The sequence below is a fragment of the Nocardia sp. NPDC051570 genome, assembly GCF_044454005.1.
Classification (GTDB): domain Bacteria; phylum Actinomycetota; class Actinomycetes; order Mycobacteriales; family Mycobacteriaceae; genus Nocardia.
The window spans coordinates 1-17,686 of sequence record NZ_JBITDI010000014.1; the positions used below are offsets into that span (position 1 = coordinate 1).

The 17,686-nt window shown below is 68.9% G+C and carries 21 protein-coding genes; 5 read left to right on the plus strand and 16 right to left on the minus strand.

The window, feature by feature from the left end; all coding sequences use genetic code 11:
- Positions 1-189: 189 nt before the first annotated feature.
- The 6 genes from lgt to ACIA76_RS30260 all read right to left on the minus strand — a co-directional run bounded on the left by lgt (position 190) and on the right by ACIA76_RS30260 (position 7,063).
- The gene (lgt, locus tag ACIA76_RS30235; protein WP_397156611.1) at positions 190-1,362 is read right to left on the minus strand and encodes a prolipoprotein diacylglyceryl transferase; all 1,173 of its coding nucleotides are present in this window, start codon (positions 1,360-1,362) and stop codon (positions 190-192) included.
- Between the two features lie 286 nt (positions 1,363-1,648).
- On the minus strand, positions 1,649-2,440 hold the full coding sequence (trpA, locus tag ACIA76_RS30240; protein ID WP_397156612.1) for a tryptophan synthase subunit alpha: 792 nt from the start codon (positions 2,438-2,440) through the stop codon (positions 1,649-1,651).
- 73 nt (positions 2,441-2,513) lie between these two features.
- Entirely contained in the window at positions 2,514-3,776 is a 1,263-nt protein-coding gene (gene trpB, locus ACIA76_RS30245; RefSeq protein WP_397156614.1) for a tryptophan synthase subunit beta, read from the minus strand.
- A complete protein-coding gene (gene trpC / locus ACIA76_RS30250) occupies positions 3,773-4,597 on the minus strand; it encodes an indole-3-glycerol phosphate synthase TrpC (RefSeq protein ID WP_397156616.1) in 825 nt (274 codons plus the stop codon). Before trpC ends, trpB begins: the two co-directional genes overlap by 4 nt.
- A 145-nt stretch (positions 4,598-4,742) precedes the next feature.
- On the minus strand, positions 4,743-5,501 hold the full coding sequence (locus ACIA76_RS30255; protein WP_397156617.1) for a TIGR02234 family membrane protein: 759 nt from the start codon (positions 5,499-5,501) through the stop codon (positions 4,743-4,745).
- The gene (locus tag ACIA76_RS30260; protein ID WP_397156619.1) at positions 5,498-7,063 is read right to left on the minus strand and encodes an anthranilate synthase component I; all 1,566 of its coding nucleotides are present in this window, start codon (positions 7,061-7,063) and stop codon (positions 5,498-5,500) included. Before ACIA76_RS30260 ends, ACIA76_RS30255 begins: the two co-directional genes overlap by 4 nt.
- Positions 7,064-7,319: 256 nt before the next feature.
- Here ACIA76_RS30260 and ACIA76_RS30265 point away from each other — a divergent pair, with 256 nt between their 5' ends.
- The 4 genes from ACIA76_RS30265 to ACIA76_RS30280 all read left to right on the plus strand — a co-directional run bounded on the left by ACIA76_RS30265 (position 7,320) and on the right by ACIA76_RS30280 (position 9,463).
- On the plus strand, positions 7,320-7,634 hold the full coding sequence (locus ACIA76_RS30265; protein ID WP_397156621.1) for a hypothetical protein: 315 nt from the start codon (positions 7,320-7,322) through the stop codon (positions 7,632-7,634).
- 54 nt (positions 7,635-7,688) lie between these two features.
- Positions 7,689-8,150, plus strand: a complete 462-nt coding sequence (locus ACIA76_RS30270) for a peroxiredoxin (protein WP_397156623.1) — start codon at positions 7,689-7,691, stop codon at positions 8,148-8,150.
- Positions 8,151-8,209: 59 nt separating this feature from the next.
- Positions 8,210-8,794, plus strand: a complete 585-nt coding sequence (locus ACIA76_RS30275; RefSeq protein ID WP_397156625.1) for a permease — start codon at positions 8,210-8,212, stop codon at positions 8,792-8,794.
- 156 nt (positions 8,795-8,950) lie between these two features.
- Positions 8,951-9,463 carry a MarR family winged helix-turn-helix transcriptional regulator gene (locus ACIA76_RS30280; protein WP_397156627.1) on the plus strand — a complete coding sequence of 171 codons (513 nt, stop codon included), beginning with the start codon at positions 8,951-8,953 and terminating at the stop codon, positions 9,461-9,463.
- Here ACIA76_RS30280 and hisI read toward each other — a convergent pair.
- The 4 genes from hisI to priA are packed head-to-tail and all read right to left on the minus strand — an operon-like array spanning position 9,460 to position 12,146.
- Complete coding sequence (gene hisI / locus ACIA76_RS30285; RefSeq protein ID WP_397156629.1) at positions 9,460-9,807, minus strand: phosphoribosyl-AMP cyclohydrolase; 348 nt, start codon at positions 9,805-9,807, stop codon at positions 9,460-9,462. The two genes, ACIA76_RS30280 and hisI, sit on opposite strands and share 4 nt — an antisense overlap.
- Complete coding sequence (hisF, locus tag ACIA76_RS30290; RefSeq protein ID WP_397156631.1) at positions 9,804-10,577, minus strand: imidazole glycerol phosphate synthase subunit HisF; 774 nt, start codon at positions 10,575-10,577, stop codon at positions 9,804-9,806. Before hisF ends, hisI begins: the two co-directional genes overlap by 4 nt.
- Positions 10,574-11,410, minus strand: a complete 837-nt coding sequence (locus tag ACIA76_RS30295) for an inositol monophosphatase family protein (RefSeq protein WP_397156633.1) — start codon at positions 11,408-11,410, stop codon at positions 10,574-10,576. The genes hisF and ACIA76_RS30295 overlap by 4 nt, the downstream gene beginning before the upstream one ends.
- A 4-nt stretch (positions 11,411-11,414) precedes the next feature.
- Entirely contained in the window at positions 11,415-12,146 is a 732-nt protein-coding gene (priA, locus tag ACIA76_RS30300; RefSeq protein ID WP_397156635.1) for a bifunctional 1-(5-phosphoribosyl)-5-((5-phosphoribosylamino)methylideneamino)imidazole-4-carboxamide isomerase/phosphoribosylanthranilate isomerase PriA, read from the minus strand.
- A 188-nt stretch (positions 12,147-12,334) separates the two neighbouring features.
- On the opposite strand from priA, the gene ACIA76_RS30305 reads away from it, so the two are divergent.
- Positions 12,335-12,811, plus strand: coding sequence for a hypothetical protein (locus tag ACIA76_RS30305; RefSeq protein ID WP_397156637.1), 477 nt, complete (start codon positions 12,335-12,337; stop codon positions 12,809-12,811).
- On the opposite strand, the gene hisH is transcribed toward ACIA76_RS30305, so the two are convergent.
- From hisH to ACIA76_RS30335, 6 genes are all read right to left on the minus strand, one after another.
- Complete coding sequence (hisH, locus tag ACIA76_RS30310) at positions 12,808-13,440, minus strand: imidazole glycerol phosphate synthase subunit HisH (RefSeq protein WP_397156639.1); 633 nt, start codon at positions 13,438-13,440, stop codon at positions 12,808-12,810. The two genes, ACIA76_RS30305 and hisH, sit on opposite strands and share 4 nt — an antisense overlap.
- On the minus strand, positions 13,437-14,051 hold the full coding sequence (gene hisB / locus ACIA76_RS30315; protein WP_397156640.1) for an imidazoleglycerol-phosphate dehydratase HisB: 615 nt from the start codon (positions 14,049-14,051) through the stop codon (positions 13,437-13,439). The genes hisH and hisB overlap by 4 nt, the downstream gene beginning before the upstream one ends.
- A gap of 11 nt (positions 14,052-14,062) precedes the next feature.
- Positions 14,063-15,181: a histidinol-phosphate transaminase gene (locus ACIA76_RS30320; RefSeq protein ID WP_397156641.1), complete on the minus strand. Its 1,119-nt coding sequence runs from the start codon at positions 15,179-15,181 to the stop codon at positions 14,063-14,065.
- Positions 15,178-16,515, minus strand: coding sequence for a histidinol dehydrogenase (hisD, locus tag ACIA76_RS30325; RefSeq protein ID WP_397156643.1), 1,338 nt, complete (start codon positions 16,513-16,515; stop codon positions 15,178-15,180). The genes ACIA76_RS30320 and hisD overlap by 4 nt, the downstream gene beginning before the upstream one ends.
- 187 nt (positions 16,516-16,702) lie before the next feature.
- A complete protein-coding gene (locus tag ACIA76_RS30330; protein WP_397156645.1) occupies positions 16,703-17,308 on the minus strand; it encodes a maleylpyruvate isomerase family mycothiol-dependent enzyme in 606 nt (201 codons plus the stop codon).
- Positions 17,309-17,371: 63 nt separating this feature from the next.
- A complete protein-coding gene (locus tag ACIA76_RS30335; protein ID WP_397156647.1) occupies positions 17,372-17,659 on the minus strand; it encodes a putative quinol monooxygenase in 288 nt (95 codons plus the stop codon).
- Positions 17,660-17,686: the final 27 nt, after the last annotated feature.

The following is a 17,686-nucleotide window of genomic DNA, read 5'->3' on the forward strand; positions in this document are numbered from 1 at the left end:
ACCCCCCCCCCCCACCCCCCCCCGCTGGGGGGGGGGGGGGGGGGGCCCGGGCCCCCGGGGGGGGGGGCCCCCCCCCGGGGGGGGGGGGGGGGCGGGGGGGGGGGGCGGGGGGGGGGGGGGGGGGGGGGGGGGCCCGGGGGGGGGGGGGGGGGGGGGGGCGCCCCCCGGGGGGGGGCCCCCCCCCGACGCTCAATTCTTGCCGGAGTCGGCGGTTTTCGCCGCCGTCGTCTCGGCCGAATCGGTCGCGGAGTTATCGTCCGAGGGTTCGGATTCGTTCCCGGAATCGGATACTTCATGGTCCGATTCGGTCGGTTCCGGTTCGTCCGCCGCGGCGGCCTCGGTCTTCGCGGCGGTCACGGCCTCGCTCTCGACCGTCGAATCCGCCTGCGCCGCCTCGGATTCCGCCGCCACGCCGTGGGCCCGCAGCGCCGCCAGCTGCCACGGCCACGGCCGATCGGCGCCGGGGCGCAGCTGCCCGGCCACCTCGCGGCCCTTGGTGGCGAGCACGAAATACGCGATGGCACAGGCGAAGACGAGCACCGAGGTGTAGGTGTTGATGCGGATGCCGAACACATGCGTGGCCTCGTCGTCGCGCAGCAGCTCCACCCAGAACCGGCCGAAGGTGTAGATGGCCACGTACAGCGCGAACAGCCGGCCGTGGCCGATGCGGTAGCGCCGGTCCAGCCATATCAGCACCGCGACGCCGAGCGCGTTCCACAGCAGTTCGTAGAGGAATGTCGGCTGCACGATCTTCTCGACCACGCCGGTGGAGACGCCGTTCATCATGTCCAGCTGACCGTCGGAGCCGAACCGCTCGTAGATCTCGAGGCCCCACGGCACATCGGTCTTGCGCCCGTACAGCTCCTGATTGAAGTAGTTGCCCAACCGGCCGATGGCCTGCGCCAGCAGGATTCCGGGCGCGATCGCATCGCCGAAGGCGGGCAACGGAATTCGATACACCCGGCAGCCGATCCAGGCGCCGATGCCGCCGAGCAGCACCGCACCCCAGATGCCGAGGCCGCCCTCCCACACCTTCAGCGCGTTCATCGGATGCCCGTCCGCGCCGAAGTACTTCTGCCAGTCGGTGGCCACGTGATACAGCCGCCCGCCGACCAGGCCGAACGGCACGGCGAACATGGCGACGTCCAGCACCGCGCCGGACTGCCCGCCACGTTCCTGCCAACGCTTCTCACCCCACCAGATGGCGATGATGATGCCGACGATGATGCACAACGCGTATGCCCGCAGCGGCAGCGGACCGACATACCAGACGCCACGCGGCGGGCTGGGTATGTAGGCGAGCACGGCCGCCGATGGACCGGCGTGCGCAACGACACTGTCTGCCAGGACTGGAAAAGTCACGGGCCCACCGTAACGGAATACGGCGACAACGCGCCCGCGGGTCCGGGCAAGCCCCGGTACGGTCACTGCCGGACCCCTCGACCGCGCACCGTGGCTCTCGGGCGGCGCACCGGCATCGACAATCCGGCCCGGCCGGTCCCGCGCCCACCCCGGCACAGCGCGGATCGCTCCGTCACAACGCTTGTGGCAGTGGCGAATACGGCTCCACCGGCGGTGGCGTATTCCATTCGGTGCGACCCGGCACGCGGGCCGCTATCGGAGAATACGACGCCGAGCGGCGCACGGTTCAGGACGGAACGGCGGCCGAACGCACGCCCTGCGCGAGTTCGGTCGTGAGCGCGCGCACCGCGTCCAGACCTTCGGCCGCGGCCGACACAAGGGCCGAACCCACGATCACACCGTCGGCGTAGGCGGCGATCTCCGCGGCCTGCGCACCACTGCGCACGCCCAGGCCCACACCGATCGGGATATCGGAGTGGGTACGGATCCGGGCGCACAGCTCCGGGGCCATCGAGGACACCGTGTCACGCGCGCCGGTCACGCCCATGGTCGAGGCGGCGTAGACGAATCCGCTCGACGCCTCGATGGTCATGACCAGCCGCTCCTCGGTCGAGGACGGGGCCACCAGGAAGACGCGGTCCAGATCGTGGGCATCGGATGCGGCGAACCAGGCGTCCGCCTCGTCCGGGATGAGGTCCGGGGTGATCAGCCCGAGCCCGCCCGCCGCGGCGAGGTCGCGGGCGAAGGCGTCGACGCCGTAGCGCAGCACGGGATTCCAGTAGGTCATCACCACGGGCGCGGCACCGGCCGCCGCGACGGTCTCCACCGCACGGAACACGTCCCGCACCCGAGTACCCTGCCGCAGCGCCCGCACCGCGGCGTCCTCGATGGTCGGGCCGTCCATGGTCGGATCCGAATACGGCACGCCGATTTCGACGATGTCGCAACCGGATTCGACCATCGTCCGCAGCACATCCAGGGAACCGGGCAGATCCGGGTAGCCCACGGGCAGATATCCGACCAGGGCCGCCCGCTGCTCGGAGCGACAGGCGGCAAACGTTGCGGCGAGCCGACTCATGACCGCGCCTCGCTGGCGCTCGGCTCCGTCATAAGTCGTGGACGCTGTGTTGATGGTTCGCTCGCGAGCTCGCTCACGACTGTCGCTCCTCGTCGTAGAGCCCGAACCAGCGGGCCGCGGTGTCCATATCCTTGTCGCCGCGCCCGGACACGTTGACCAGGATGATTGCGCCCGGCCCGAGTTCGCGCCCCAACTGCAACGCACCCGCCACCGCGTGTGCCGATTCGATCGCCGGGATGATGCCCTCGGCCCGCGACAGCAGCAGCAGGGCGTCCATCGCCTCGCTGTCGGTGATCGGCCGATATTCGGTGCGGCCAAGGTCTTTCAGATAGGCGTGCTCCGGCCCGACCCCGGGATAGTCCAATCCCGCTGAGATCGAGTGGGATTCGATGGTCTGCCCGTCCTCGTCCTGCAGCAGATAGGAGTACGCGCCCTGGAACGCACCCGGCGAACCACCGGTGAATGTCGCTGCGTGCCTTCCGGTTTCGACGCCGTCACCGGCGGCCTCGAATCCGACCAAGCGCACGCCGGGATCGTCGACGAAGGCGTGGAAGATGCCGATGGCGTTCGAACCACCACCGACACAGGCGGTGACCGCATCGGGGAGGCGACCGGCCTGGGCTTGGATCTGCGCACGGGCCTCGAGGCCGATCACGCGCTGAAAGTCGCGCACCAGCAACGGGAATGGATGCGGGCCCGCCGCGGTACCGAAGCAGTAGTAGGTGTTATCGGCGTTGGTGACCCAGTCCCGGAACGCCGCGTTGATGGCGTCCTTCAGGGTCTGCGAACCGGACTTCACCGCGATGACCTCGGCGCCCAGCAGCCGCATCCGGGCCACGTTCAAGGCCTGTCGCGCGGTGTCGACCGCACCCATGTAGATCACGCACTCGAGCCCCATCAGCGCACACGCCGTCGCGGTGGCGACGCCGTGCTGGCCCGCCCCGGTCTCGGCGATGATCCGGGACTTGCCCATCCGCTTGGCCAGCAGCGCCTGCCCGAGCACATTGTTGATCTTGTGTGAGCCGGTGTGGTTGAGATCCTCGCGCTTGAGGAAGATCCGCGCCCCGCCGGCGTGCTCGCTCAGTTTGGTCGCCTCGTACACCGGCGACGGGCGGCCCGCGTACTCGCGCTGCAGCCGGTCCAGCTCGTTGAGGAAGCTCGGGTCGACCCGGCACTTGTCGTACTGGGCGGTGACCTCCTCGATCACCGCCATCAGAGCCTCGGGCACATGCCGGCCGCCGTATACGCCGAAGTGCCCCTTGGCATCCGGCTCATGGCTGCGCTGGGCGACGCCCTCGCTCGCCTGTGGAAGCGCGAACTCGTGCAGCTCGGTCATCGCGCGGCTCCCCGGCGCAGCGGGCGCGGGCAGGACGGATGAGTTCCGGCGGTCACCAGCTCCGAGACCGCCGCGCGCGGATCGCCACTGGTCACCAGGCTCTCGCCGACCAGCACGGCATCGGCGCCCGCACCGGCGTAGGCCAGCAGGTCGGCGGTGCCGTTGATACCGGATTCGGCGACCCGGATGATCTCGGTCGGCAGGCCGGGGGCGATGCGCGCGAAGACGTCGCGATCGACCTCGAGGGTCTTGAGGTTGCGGGCGTTCACGCCCATCACCGAGGCGCCGGCCTCCAGGGCACGGTCGGCTTCCTCTTCGGTATGCACCTCGACCAGGGCGGTCATGCCCAGCGATTCGGTGCGGTCGATCAGCGAGGACAGCACATCCTGTTCCAGCGCGGCCACGATCAGCAGGATCACGTCGGCGCCGTGGGCACGGGCCTCGTGGATCTGATAGGGCCCGACGACGAAATCCTTGCGCAGGATCGGCACGTCGACCACGGCGCGCACGGCATCCAGATCGTCGAGCGAGCCGTGGAAGCGGCGCTGTTCGGTCAGCACGCTGATGATGCGCGCGCCGCCGTCCTCATAGGCCTTGGCCAACTCGGCCGGGTTCGGAATATCGGCCAGCGAACCCCGCGAAGGGCTGGCCCGCTTGACCTCGGCGATGACTCCGACGCCGTCCTGATGCAACGCGGCGAGTCCGTTCCGCGGCGACGGCGCCGCGGCGGCAGCCTTCTTGACGGCCTGGAAATCCAGGAGGGCTTCCCGCGCGGCCACGTCCACGCGGACCCCGTCGAGAATCGAGTCGAGTACCGTCATCTGGCTCGAATCCTTTCTGGGGAGACGGACTTGCTGCCTGAGAATCCCCCCAGGCGCTGTCTCACCGATGCTGATAAAGAGTAATTGGCTATGTTTGCCGCACCGACGGCGGGGTGTTCTGCGTCGCATCGACGCGGGGCCGTGCTCATCGCCGTCCCGGATCGTCATCGGTCGGATCGGCGCCGGCGTCGAGCGCGTCCCACAGCACGCGCTCGGACAACGGGCCGGTCGCGACGGATTCGTCCGGCTGATCCGGTGTATCCGATTGCCGCGGCGCGGCTTTCGCCTGCCGCGCGGCCACCTGCTCGGCGGCCGAGGCGCGGCGGAACACCGGATTGTCGTACTTGCCGGACAGCCGCGCGGTGGTCTCGGGCATGCGGGCCAGCAGCACGCCCGCCACGAAGGCCGCCAGCGCGCCCAGCACGCTCAGTAATGCGGGCAACCCCGCGGTGGTGAGCTGGTCCACCTGAGCGCGGGCCGGCAGCTCGGCGAGTCGGACGGCGCGCTCGGACGTATTGCCATGATGGGTCAGCATGGCGAAGCCCGGCACCGCGGCCACCGCGGCCACGATCGCGATCACCACGCCGAGCAGCCGCCGCAACCAGCCGCGGGCGGCCAGTACGGCCGCGATCGAGGCCAGCAGCACCAGCGCCAGCGGCGTCAGCGCGCCGAACCACACGCCGCCGTCGAGGTGATGGGTGCGCGGTTCGGTCAGCCCGTCCGAGGATTTCAGCGTCACCCACGTCATCCGCGACGAGCCCCACAGCGCCGCCGCGGCCAGCGCCAGCAGCAGGACCGGGCCGATCGGAGACTTGCGCGTGGGTGCGGTCTGTTCCGCGTCGGCGGCCTCCGCGTCGTCGTGGTGCGAATCGGGCTGGGGCGCTGGGGTTTCCGGGGAGCTCATCGATCCTTGCCGTCGGGGTCGGGGGCGAAGGTGCGCATGGTCCGGGCCGCGGCGACGGCCTTGAGGACGGCCATGGCCTTGTTCCGGGATTCGGTCTCCTCGTAGTCGGCCTTGGAGTCGGCGACGATACCCCCGCCCGCCTGCACATAGGCGATGCCGTCCTTGAGCAGCGCGGTGCGGATGGCGATGGCGGTGTCGGCGTCGCCGGCGAAGTCGAGATAGCCGACCACGCCCGCGTAGACGCCGCGGCGGGTCGGCTCGAGCTCCTCGATCAGCTCCATCGCCCGCACCTTCGGCGCGCCCGACAGCGTGCCCGCCGGGAAGCAGGCCTGCACCGCGTCGAGGGCGTTGTGGTCGGGTGTGAGCCGGCCCGACACCGTCGAAACCAGATGCATCACATGGCTGTAGCGCTCGACATGGCGATAGTCGGTGACGCGGACCGTGCCCGGCTGACACACCCTGCCCAGATCGTTGCGGCCGAGATCGACGAGCATGAGATGTTCGGCGTTCTCCTTCTCGTCGGCCAGCAGATCCTTCTCCAGCAGCTGATCGTCCTCGTCGGTCGTGCCGCGCCAGCGCGTTCCGGCGATGGGATGGGTGGTCGCCACGCCCTCCTTCACCGTCACCAGCGCCTCGGGGCTGGAGCCGACGACCGAGAAGGCCGTCTCGCCGGAGCTGTCCGGAATGTGCAGCAGATACATATACGGGCTCGGATTCGATGCGCGCAGCATGCGATACAGATCCAGCGGGCTGCCGTCGTAGTCCATCTCGAATCGCTGCGACAACACGACCTGGAAGGCCTCGCCCGCCTCGATCTCCCGGACCAGCCGGCGTACTCCGGCGCCGTGTTCCTCGGCGGTGCGCCTGCGGCGGAAGTCGGGTTCGGGACTATCGAAGATCGAGACGGTGGATTCCGCGGGTGCGGCCAGGGCCGCGGTCATGCGGTCGAGACGGGCCAGCGCATCGTCGTAGGCCTCGTCGACGCGCTCGTCGGTGCCGTTCCAGTTGACGGCGTTGGCGATCAACGTGATCGCGCCCTCGTGATGGTCGAAGGCGGCCAGATCCGTGGCCAGCAGCATGACCATATCGGGCACCCGCAGATCGTCGACGGCGAATTCGGGCAGCCGCTCGAGCCGCCGCACGATGTCGTAGGCGAGGTAGCCGACCAGGCCGCCGGTCAACGGCGGCAGGCCCGGCAGGCGTTCGGTGCGCAGCACCTGCAGCGCGTCGCGCAGGGCCACCAGCGGATCACCGCCCGACGGCGCGCCGGCGGGCGTGGCGCCGAGCCAGGCCGCCTCGCCGTCGACCACGGTCAGCGCGGCCGGACTCCCGGCGCCGATGAACGACCAGCGCGACCACGATCGCCCGTTCTCCGCGGATTCGAGCAGGAAGGTGCCCGCCCGATCGGCGGCCAGCTTGCGATAGGCCGACAGTGGAGTCTCCGAGTCCGCCAACACCTTTCGGGTCACCGGCACCACGCGGTGCTCGGCCGCCAGCTCCCGGAACTGCTCACGCGTCGTGGTGGTGGGTTGTCCGGGACGATCGGATGAGGGGCCGCGCATTTCTTCATCATTCCAGGCACCGGCAAATGGGTTTCCCGCACCCCGCGACCGGCGAAAACACCTATACGGACGCACTCGCGGCGTTAGCCTTGCAGACATCATCGCGACCGTCGGCTGCCCGACTCCCGCACTTGTCCGGGGATAAGGCCCGAGCCGAGACCCGATCTGCCTCGAATAAGTAGGGCGAAGAAGTAGAGCTAGATCCGACCGAACGATGGTGGCCGTTGCCCCCATGAGAGAGAGGAGTTCGTTACTGATGTACCCCTCGCAACCGGTGTCACCGGAGGGTCCCCGGCACGCGGCTCCGCAGCCGATGGGCGGCATACCCACCCAGCCGCCGCGGATGATGAACATGAACCAGCCCATGGGCGGTACGAGCAAGCACAATGCGCTCGCCTCGTTCGTCACCTACGTCAAGGCGCTGGAAAGCCTGGACCGCAGCAGCTTTCCGCAGGAGTACGCCTACCACGCCGACCGCATCAAGGAACTCAGGCCGTTCCTGAAGGCGCACGGCATCCTCGACGTCATGGACATCAAGAATCCGGAAGTGGCCGCGTTGATAGGCGCATAGATCCGGATCGTTCGCCGGTGCCGGGCGCCGCGTGCGCCCGGTACTGTCCGTCTTATGAAGCAAGGCCAGCGCGCTCCCCAGTTCGAGCTTCCCGATCAGTCGGGCACCGTCCGGTCCCTCGACGCACTGCTGGCGGGCGGACCGCTGGTGTTGTTCTTCTTCCCCGCCGCCAATACGCCGGTCTGCACGGCCGAGGCGTGCCACTTCCGGGATCTGACCGCCGAATTCGCGGCCGTCGGCGCGTCCTGCGCCGGTATCAGCACCGATTCGGTCGACACCCAGGCGGGCTTCGCCGACAAACAGGGCCTGGCCTATCCGGTGCTGTCCGATCGCGACGGCGCGGTCGCCGAGCGGTTCGGGGTCAAGCGCGGGTTGCTCGGCAAACTGGCCCCGGTCAAGCGGCAGACCTTCGTCCTCGACACCGATCGCACGGTCCTGAAGGTGATTTCCAGTGAACTGAGGGCGAATCACCACGCCGATACCGCACTGGACTTCCTTCGCCAGCGAAAAGGCTGATCCGAAACGCTATTCGCGACAACCGCACGGCCTGAGGCCGGGCGCATACCCTGAGGGGTATGACTTCGCAGAGCGTTGAGCAAACGTCCGGCAGCGGGTCTTCGTTCGCCCTGTGGCGCAACCGGATCGTGGGACTGCTGCTCGTGATCGCGGCGCTGGTCATCGCCTATCTCCTGCTGGCCGCGTTCATCCCGCGCTGGTGGGCCCAGCGCATCGCGGCGATGTCCGGGCACGGCAGTTTCGCCAAGGGCATCTGGTCCGGGCTGGCGCTGGGATTCCTGTGCACGCTGGTGCCGCTGCTGCTGTTACTGCTCGGCGCGCGGGTCTGGCGCAAGCGCGGCGGGCGATTCATCGCCGGTGCCGCGGCGGTGCTCGCGGTGGCCGCGGCCGTGCCGAATCTGATGACGCTGGCCATCGTCGCGGGTGACAACAATGCCGCACACGCCGGGGAGCGGGTGCTCGACGTCGACGCACCCGGATTTCGGGGCGCCTCCCTGATCGGGGCGATCATCGCGGGCGTGCTGTTCCTGCTCGTCGTGGTCGGCATCGTGCGCCGGCATTTCCGCAAACGCCGAGCGGCCGCCGGGCGGCAGCAGCCCGCACCCGCCGCCGCGCCGACACCCCCGACCTCGCCAGACGCCTGACCAGTTCGTGATAGATGTCACGTCATTCCGAACACTGATGACCTGCGAGCGAAATCGTGGCAAACTTGAAGCCGCAGGTGACTGTGAATTGAAGTTTCAATAATCCCTACCATTGCTAACGATGTCACGTCACTTGGCCGCAAGAGAGGGCGCGAAGTGACGAAGTGGCTGAATCCCATCGAACAGCGAGCTTGGCGGATCCTTGTCGGACTGACGACTCGGCTACCAGCGGCAATGGATACCCAGTTGCAGCGCGAATCCGGCGTAACGCATTTCGAATACTTTGTGATGGCGTTGCTGTCGGAGGAACCCGGACATCGGCTGCAGTTGAGCGAACTCGCTTATAAGGCAAATGCATCGCTATCTCGGCTGTCGCATGTCGTGACCAAGCTGGAACGGCTCGGCTGGGTCCATCGCGAGCTACTGCCCGGGCGGCGTGGCGCGCATGCGGTGCTCACCGATGCCGGCTACCGCAAGGTCGAGGAGGCGACGCCCGGCTATCTCGATGCCGTGCGCGGACTGGTCTTCGACGGCCTGGACGCCAATCAGACCCGCCAGCTGCTCGAGCTCGGCCAGGCGCTGATGCAGCAGCTGGACAGCGGCATGGAACGCGGGATCGGGCGATCCAGCGGACGGCCGACGCCGCCCGCGGATTCGATGACCGACTAATCGGACAGCAGGACGTCGCCGTCCCAGCAGGTGTGGGTGCCGGTGTGGCAGGCCGCGCCCTCCTGATCGACGATCAGCAGCAGGGCGTCGCCGTCGCAGTCCAGGCGGATCTCGTGGACGTACTGGGTGTGGCCGGAGGTCTCGCCCTTGACCCAATACTGCTGACGCGAGCGCGAGTAGTAGGTGGCCTTGCGGGTCGCGAGGGTGCGGGCCAGGGCCTCGTCGTCCATCCATGCCATCATCAGCACATCGCCGGTGGCGCGCTCCTGTGCGATGGCCGCGACCAACCCGGCCTCGTTGCGCTTGAGGCGGGCCGCGATCCCCGGATCCAGACTGGTGCTCACCGTACGACGATACCTTCGGCGCGCATGGCGTCCTTGACCTGCGGGATGGTCAGCTCGCCGAAGTGGAAGACGCTGGCGGCCAGCACCGCGTCGGCCCCGGTCCGCACGGCCGGGCCGAAGTGTTCCACCGCGCCCGCGCCGCCGCTGGCGATGATCGGCACGCTGACCGCCTTGCGGACCGCATCGATCATCGGCAGATCGAATCCGGCCTTGGTGCCGTCGGCGTCCATCGAATTCAACAGGATCTCGCCCACGCCCAATTCGGCTCCGCGCACGGCCCATTCGACGGCGTCGATGCCGGTGCTGCGCTTACCGCCGTGGGTGGTGACCTCCCAGCCCGACGGTGTCGGGTCATGGCCTTCGGGTACCCGACGAGCGTCCACCGACAGCACGATGCACTGCGAGCCGAACCGCTGCGACATCTCGCGCAGGATCTCCGGATTCGCGATCGCGGCGGTGTTGACCGAGACCTTGTCCGCGCCCGCGCGCAGCAGCCGATCCACATCCTCGACCGTGCGCACGCCACCGCCGACGGTCAGCGGGATGAAGATCTGCTCGGCGGTGCGGGTGACCACGTCGATCATGGTGCCGCGGTCGCCGGTGGAGGCGGTGACATCGAGGAAGGTCAGCTCGTCGGCGCCCTGGGCGTCGTAGGCCGCGGCCAGTTCCACCGGATCGCCCGCGTCGCGCAGGTTTTCGAAGTTCACGCCCTTCACGACGCGGCCCGCGTCGACGTCCAGGCACGGAATCACGCGTACGGCCAGGGTCATCGGTTTCGGTCTCCCGTCGTGCGGCGCGCGGTCTCCCGGTCCACCGCGATATCGATCAAGTCCAGCAGTTCCTCGTGCACGCCCGGTGCGGCCGCGAGCACCGAACCGGATTCGAGTGTCCACGGCTCACCGCGCAGATCGGTCACCACTCCCCCGGCCGCGCGCACCAGCGCGACCCCGGCCGCGTTGTCCCACGGATGATGGCCGAAGATCACGGCGCCACCCAGCACGCCGGAGGCGGTGAACGCCAAGTCGATTCCCGTCGAGCCGTGCATGCGCACCCGCCCCGACAGCCGGCTCAGCGCGCCGAGCAGATCGAAGCGGAACCGACCCGGGATGCGGCCGTGGCTATCGATGTTGAACGCGCCGAAGCCGATCATGACATCGGAGAGTTTGCCGGGCGCCAAGGGCGGCAACGGTTTTCCGTCCAGGAACACCGGACCCCCGAGCGCGGCGGCATAGCGGTGGCCCAGCAGCGGCAGCCAGGTCAGGCCCAGCACCGGTTCGCCATCGTCGATGAGCGACAACAACATTCCCGACAGCGGATGCGCCGCGGAGTAGTTGAACGTACCGTCGATCGGATCCAGCACCCAGGCCGTGCCGGAACTCAGTTCGGGACCGCCGAATTCCTCGCCGTGCACCGGGATTCCGGTGCGCTCGCGCAGCTGCGCCGACAGGGTGCGCTCGAGCTCGAGATCCAGGGCGGTGGCGAAGTCGCCGCGACCCTTCTGCACCGCACTCGGCGCGCCGATGCCCTCGGCGAAACGCGGTGCGACGGAATCCAATAACTCGCTCGCCACGGCGAGCAGCGCGGCGCGGTCCCGGACGGTCATCGCCTCAGCGCACCGCGGCCAACGCCTCGGGCAACGTGAATCGCCCGGCGTACAGGGCCTTTCCGACGATCGCGCCCTCCACGCCCTCGCCGACGAGTCCGGCGATGGCGCGCAGATCGTCGAGGGTGGATACGCCGCCGGAGGCGATCACCGGGGCGGCGGTGGCGTTGGTGACCTCGGTCAGCAGATCCAGATTGGGGCCGGTGAGGGTGCCGTCCTTGGTGACGTCGGTGACCACGTAGCGGGTGCAGCCGTCGCGTTCGAGGCGCTCGAGCACCTCCCACAGATCGCCGCCGTCGCTGACCCAGCCGCGGCCCCGCAGCCGGTACTCGCCGTCGATGAGGCGCACATCCAGGCCGACCGCGATCTTGTCGCCGTATTCGGCGATCGCGCGGGCACACCACTGGGGATCCTCGAGGGCCGCGGTACCGAGGTTGACCCGGGCGCAGCCGGTGGCCAGGGCGGTCTTCAGGGAGTCGTCGTCGCGGATACCGCCGGACAGCTCGACCTTGACGTCCAGTTCGCCGACCACCTCGGCCAGCAGCTCCCGGTTGGAGCCGCGCCCGAAGGCGGCGTCCAGATCGACCAGATGCACCCATTCGGCCCCGGCCTGCTGCCAGGCGAGCGCGGCGTCGCGGGGCGCGCCGTAGCTGGTTTCGCTGCCGGCCTCTCCCTGCACCAGGCGCACGGCCTCACCATTGGCGACATCGACCGCGGGTAGCAACACAAGACTCACGAGGGCAGCCTACTGGGCAATCTTTACGCCATCCGAACCGGGAGGTCTCGAGTAGGACGGCCGTCACGCGTGCCGCCGACCACGGCGGTGTTTGGCCGGGCGCCGGGCGGGTTACAGAGACATAGGACGTGTCATCGGGGTCACGGCACGGTTCTTCACTGTCCATGTCGACCAACGAGGGGTGAGCCATGTCCCGAATCACGCTGCGGCACTTGGTGTTCGCGCTACCTTCGGCGGTTGCCGGCACGGCCGCGCTGATGGTGGCCCCACCGGCGGCCGCCGCACCATCGGATCCACTGACCCAGGCCGCCTGCGATTTCGGCTGGCAGCTCAACACCTACGACTACACCGACTACGACGATTACACCCGCCGCGTCCTGGACCGCTCGACCGGCGAATTCCGCGGTCAGTTCCAGAGCGCCGCCGCCGGCCACCGCGCCCAGGCCCAGGCCGCCCACACCCGCGCGGAGGCCCTCGCGGTCGAATGCCGCACCGACACCGTCGACCCCGACCATGCCCAAACGGTCGTCACCGTCGACCAATCCACCCGCAGCGACGCCACTTTCGGCATTCCGCGCCAGGCCCGCACGGTCATTCGCGTGAATCTCGACAACATCGATGGCCGCTGGCTGGCCGGGCGCGTGGATCCGGTGGCGCCGCGTTAGAGCGAGTTCACCCAGTTGCGCAGCAGCTGCGCGCCGGCGTCACCGGACTTCTCCGGATGGAATTGGGTCGCGCTGAGCGGGCCGTTCTCGACCGCGGCCAGGAATGGGCCGCCGTGGTCGGCCCAGGTGAGTTCGGCCGGGGCCAGCGGGCCGGAGTCGGTGAGCTCCCAGGTGCGGGCCGCGTAGGAGTGCACGAAGTAGAAGCGAGTCTCGGAATCCATGCCCGCGAACAGGGTGCTGCCGGCGGGCGCGGAGACCGTATTCCAGCCCATATGCGGCAGGATCGGGGCCGGTAGGCGCTCGACGGTGCCGGGCCATTCGGCACAGCCCTCGGTCTCGACGCCGAATTCGACGCCGCGCGCGAACAGGATCTGCATGCCGACGCAGATGCCCAGCACCGGACGGGCCCCGGCCAGGCGCTTGCCGATGATGCGTTCGCCACGCACCGCGCGCAGCCCGGCCATGCAGGCGGCGTACGCGCCGACGCCGGGAACCACCAAACCGTCTGCGGCCAGGGCGATCTCGGGATCGGCGGTGACCGTGACCTCGGCGCCGGCGCGGATCAGCGCGCGCTGGGCCGAATGCAGATTGCCCGAGCCGTAATCCAGCAGGGCGACCGTCTTCGTCACAGCGTCCCCTTCGTCGACGGCACGCCGCTCACCCGCGGATCGAATTCCACCGCCGCGCGCAAAGCCCGTGCCACGGCCTTGAATTCGGCCTCGGTGACGTGATGCTGATCGCGGCCGTAGAGCACCCGCACATGCAGGGCGATCCGGGCGTTGAGCGCGATCGACTCGAAGACGTGCCGGTTCAGCACCGTCGAATACGGCGCGCCCGGACCATTGGTGGGAATCACGGTGTGCAGCAGGTGTTCCGGTTCGCCGGTGTGCACGCAGTACGGGCGGCCGGAGACATCGACCGCGGCGTGGGCGAGGGTCTCGTCCATCGGAATGTAGGAGTCGCCGAAGCGGCGGATGCCCTGTTTATCGCCCAGCGCCCGGCCGAGGGCCTGGCCGAGGACGATAGCCGTGTCCTCGACGGTGTGGTGGGCCTCGATCTCGATATCGCCCTCGGCGCGCACCGACAGGTCGAAGCTGGCGTGGGCGCCGAGGGCGGTCAGCATGTGGTCGTAGAACGGCACTCCGGTGGAGATGTCGGTCTTGCCGGTGCCGTCGAGGTTCAGCTCGACGACGATGCTGGATTCCTTGGTGGTGCGCTCCACCCGCGCGGTTCGGTTCATACTCGCTTCCGTCACCTCATTACCTCCGTGCTCGCCAGTTTCTCGCTCACACGCAGGAATTCGTCGTTCTCCGCGGCCAGGCCGATCGTGACGCGCAGATATCCGGGGATGCCGACATCGCGGATCAGCACGCCCTCGTCGAGATAGCTCTGCCAGGCGGCGGGCGCGTCGGCGAACCGGCCGAACAGCAGGAAGTTCGCCTCACTCGGCGCGACCTCGAAACCCGACTCCGCCAGGGCCTTCGCGACCCGATCCCGCTGCGCCGCCAATTCGGCCACACTGGCCAGCGTTTCGTCGGCATGCCGCAGCGCGGCCCGCGCGGCGGCCTGGGTGACCACCGACAGGTGATACGGCAGCCGCACCAGCAGCAGCGCATCGATCACCGCGGGCGCGGCGGCCAGATAGCCCAGCCGCCCACCCGCGAAGGCGAATGCCTTCGACATCGTCCGCGTCACCACGAGTTTCGCCGGGTACCGATCGATCAGGCCGATGGCGCTGGGCGCATCGGAGAACTCGCCGTAGGCCTCGTCGACGATCACCAGGCCGGGCGCCGCATCGAGGATCCGGATCAGATCGCCCTGCGCAATGCCATGTCCCGTCGGATTGTTCGGGCTGGTCACGAACACGATATCGGGCCGCCGCTCGGCGACGCACGCCAGCGCGTGATCCACGTCGAGGGAGAAGTCGGCCGCGCGTTCGGCCGCCACCCATTCGGTGTCGATGCCCTCGGAGATGATCGGATGCATCGAATACGAGGGCACGAAGCCCATGGCGCTGCGCCCCGGCCCGCCGAACGCCTGCAGCAGCTGCTGCAGGATCTCGTTGGAGCCGTTGGCCGCCCACACATTCGACATATCCAGCGCCACACCGGTCTGGCGGGTCAGATACGCCGCGAGATCACCACGCAGCGCGACCGCGTCGCGATCGGGATAGCGGTGCAGATCGGCGGCGGCGGCCCGAATCGACTCGGCCACATCGTCGATCAGCGCCCGGCTCGGCGGATGCGGATTCTCATTGGTGTTCAGCTGCACCGGAACCGTCAATTGCGGTGCGCCGTAGGGCTTCTTACCGCGCAGATTGTCGCGCAGCGGCAGATCGTCGAGGCTGACCCCGGATCCGGGCGCGATCATGACAGCGCCTCGAAGCGGATCCGCACGGCCTGGCCGTGGGCGGGCAGGTCCTCGGCATCGGCGAGTGCGACCACATGTCCGGCAACGTCTTTCAGCGCCGCCTCGCTGTAGTCCACGACGTGGATGCCGCGCAGGAACGTCTGCACGCTCAAACCCGAGGAGTGCCGGGCACATCCAGCGGTCGGCAGGACATGATTGGAACCCGCGCAGTAGTCGCCCAGGCTGACCGGCGACCACGCGCCCACGAAAATCGCTCCGGCACTGCGCACCCGGGCCGCCACCGCGGACGCGTCGGCGGTCTGGATCTCCAGATGTTCGGCGGCGTAGGCGTTCACCACACGCAGACCCTGATCGATATCGTCGACGAGCACGATGCCGGACTGCTTGCCCGACAACGCCTCCGTGACCCGGTGGTGATGCTTCACCACGGCCATCTGCACAGTGATCGCGGCGTCGACCGCGTCCGCCAGCGCCACGCTGTCGGTCACCAGCACGCTGGCGGCCAGCACATCGTGTTCGGCCTGGCTGATCAGATCGGCCGCGACATGCGCCGGATCGGCGGTGGCGTCGGCCAGCACGGCGATCTCGGTGGGCCCGGCCTCGGCATCGATGCCGACCAGGCCGCGGCACAGGCGCTTGGCGGCGGTGACGTAGATATTGCCCGGACCGGTGATCAGATCCACCGGCTCGAGCCGTACGCCGTCGGTGTCCACGCCGCCGTAGGACAGCAGCGCGACCGCCTGGGCGCCGCCGACGGCCCAGACCTCCTCGACACCGAGCAGTTTCGCCGCGGCCAGGATGGTCGGATGCGGCAGGCCGCCGAACCGCGCCTGCGGCGGCGAGGCCACCACCAGCGATTCGACGCCCGCAGTCTGGGCGGGTACGACATTCATCACGACGCTGGACGGATACACCGCATTGCCGCCGGGCACGTACAGGCCGACCCGTTCGACCGGGACCCAGCGCTCGGTGACCGTGCCGCCGGGCACGACCTCGGTGGTGGTATCGGTGCGGCGCTGATCGGCATGCACCGTGCGGGTGCGCTCGATGGTGACCTCGAGGGCGGTGCGCACGGCCGGATCCAGCTCGGCCAGAGCCCGATCCAGCGCCGCGGCCGGGACACGCACCGAGACGGGCGCGACACCGTCGAACTTCTCGCTGAATTCGATCGCCGCGGCCACGCCGCGGTCGCGGATCGCCTCGACCACCGGACGCACCTGATGCAGCACCGAGTCGACGTCGACTCCCCCGCGCGGCAGCGCGACACGCAGCTCGGCGGCGGTGGGAGTGCGGCCGCGCAGATCGACGCGGGCGAGCTCGGTGCGGGATGTCATGGCGGTGCGGATCCTTCGTCTGTACTGGTCATCAGATCGGCTTATGGCCGGTTACCAGACTATCCGGTCGCTGCCAGTGCATATTCACCGCCGTCCCGGCGAACAGCATGCCGGGACCATAAGAGGGGACCTCATGCCGGGACCATAAGAAACCTCATGCCGGGACCATGAGAAGGGGGCCACCGGATCAGCGGGGCATTCGTCCCCGCAGGGTCTCCACGCCGTCGCCGTCGAGATCATCGAGTACCGCCGGGCGGCCGACCATGGCCAGGGCCACGGCCTCGCCGGTACCGCGCACCTCCGGTCCCGAGCCGGTGGACCAGTCGATATCGGTCGCGACGAACCGCAGACCGCGGGTGTAACGGCCGGGATTGGCGAACCGGTCGGGGCGGTTGAGCACCGCCAGCAGCCGCTCGGCGGGGATCTCGCGGGCCCGGCCGAGCGGGCGGCGGATGTCCTGCTGGTGGACGAGCATATCGGCCAGGCCCACCCCCGGCAGCAGGCCGGTGATGTGATGACCGGAGTTCTCCAGCCTGCTCATCAGCTGCGCGGTCGACAGCGCGCGGGACTTGTCGGCCAGCAGATTGTTCACGCGATCGGCCGACATCCCGTATCGCAGGAACACACCGGCATAGGTCGGCGCCGGGATGGCGTCGTACAGCAGATGCCCTACGACATCGCGCACCCGCCATCCCGCGCACAGCGACGGCGTGAGCCATTCCTCATCGGACAGGCTCCGCAGCAGCTCGATCAGTTCCGCCCGCTCGGCCCTCAGCAACTCCCGGGTCTTCACACGCGAAAGACTATCCGCGACAACGGTTGTCACGGAAGAGATGATTCCGGTTGGGAGGGAATACTATTCGGCGACGAGTCGCCGAATCTTCAACGGCTCGGCCAGGATTTCGTCCAATACCTTGGATACCTGCAGGAAGTGCGGCATACGGAAATGCTCGTCCACCGCCTGCGCGCCGGTCCACTCCTCCACGATCACCATATGCGCGGGATCGTTCGGATCGGCGAAGGGTACATAGGAGATGCAACCGGGCTCGGCCAGCGACGGCTCGACCATCCCCTCCAGCGCGGCGCGCAGCCGATCCTCCTGTCCGGGGATGGCGCGGGTTTCGGCAATGACGAACAGACTCATGGGGATTTCGCTTCCTCTCATGGACTA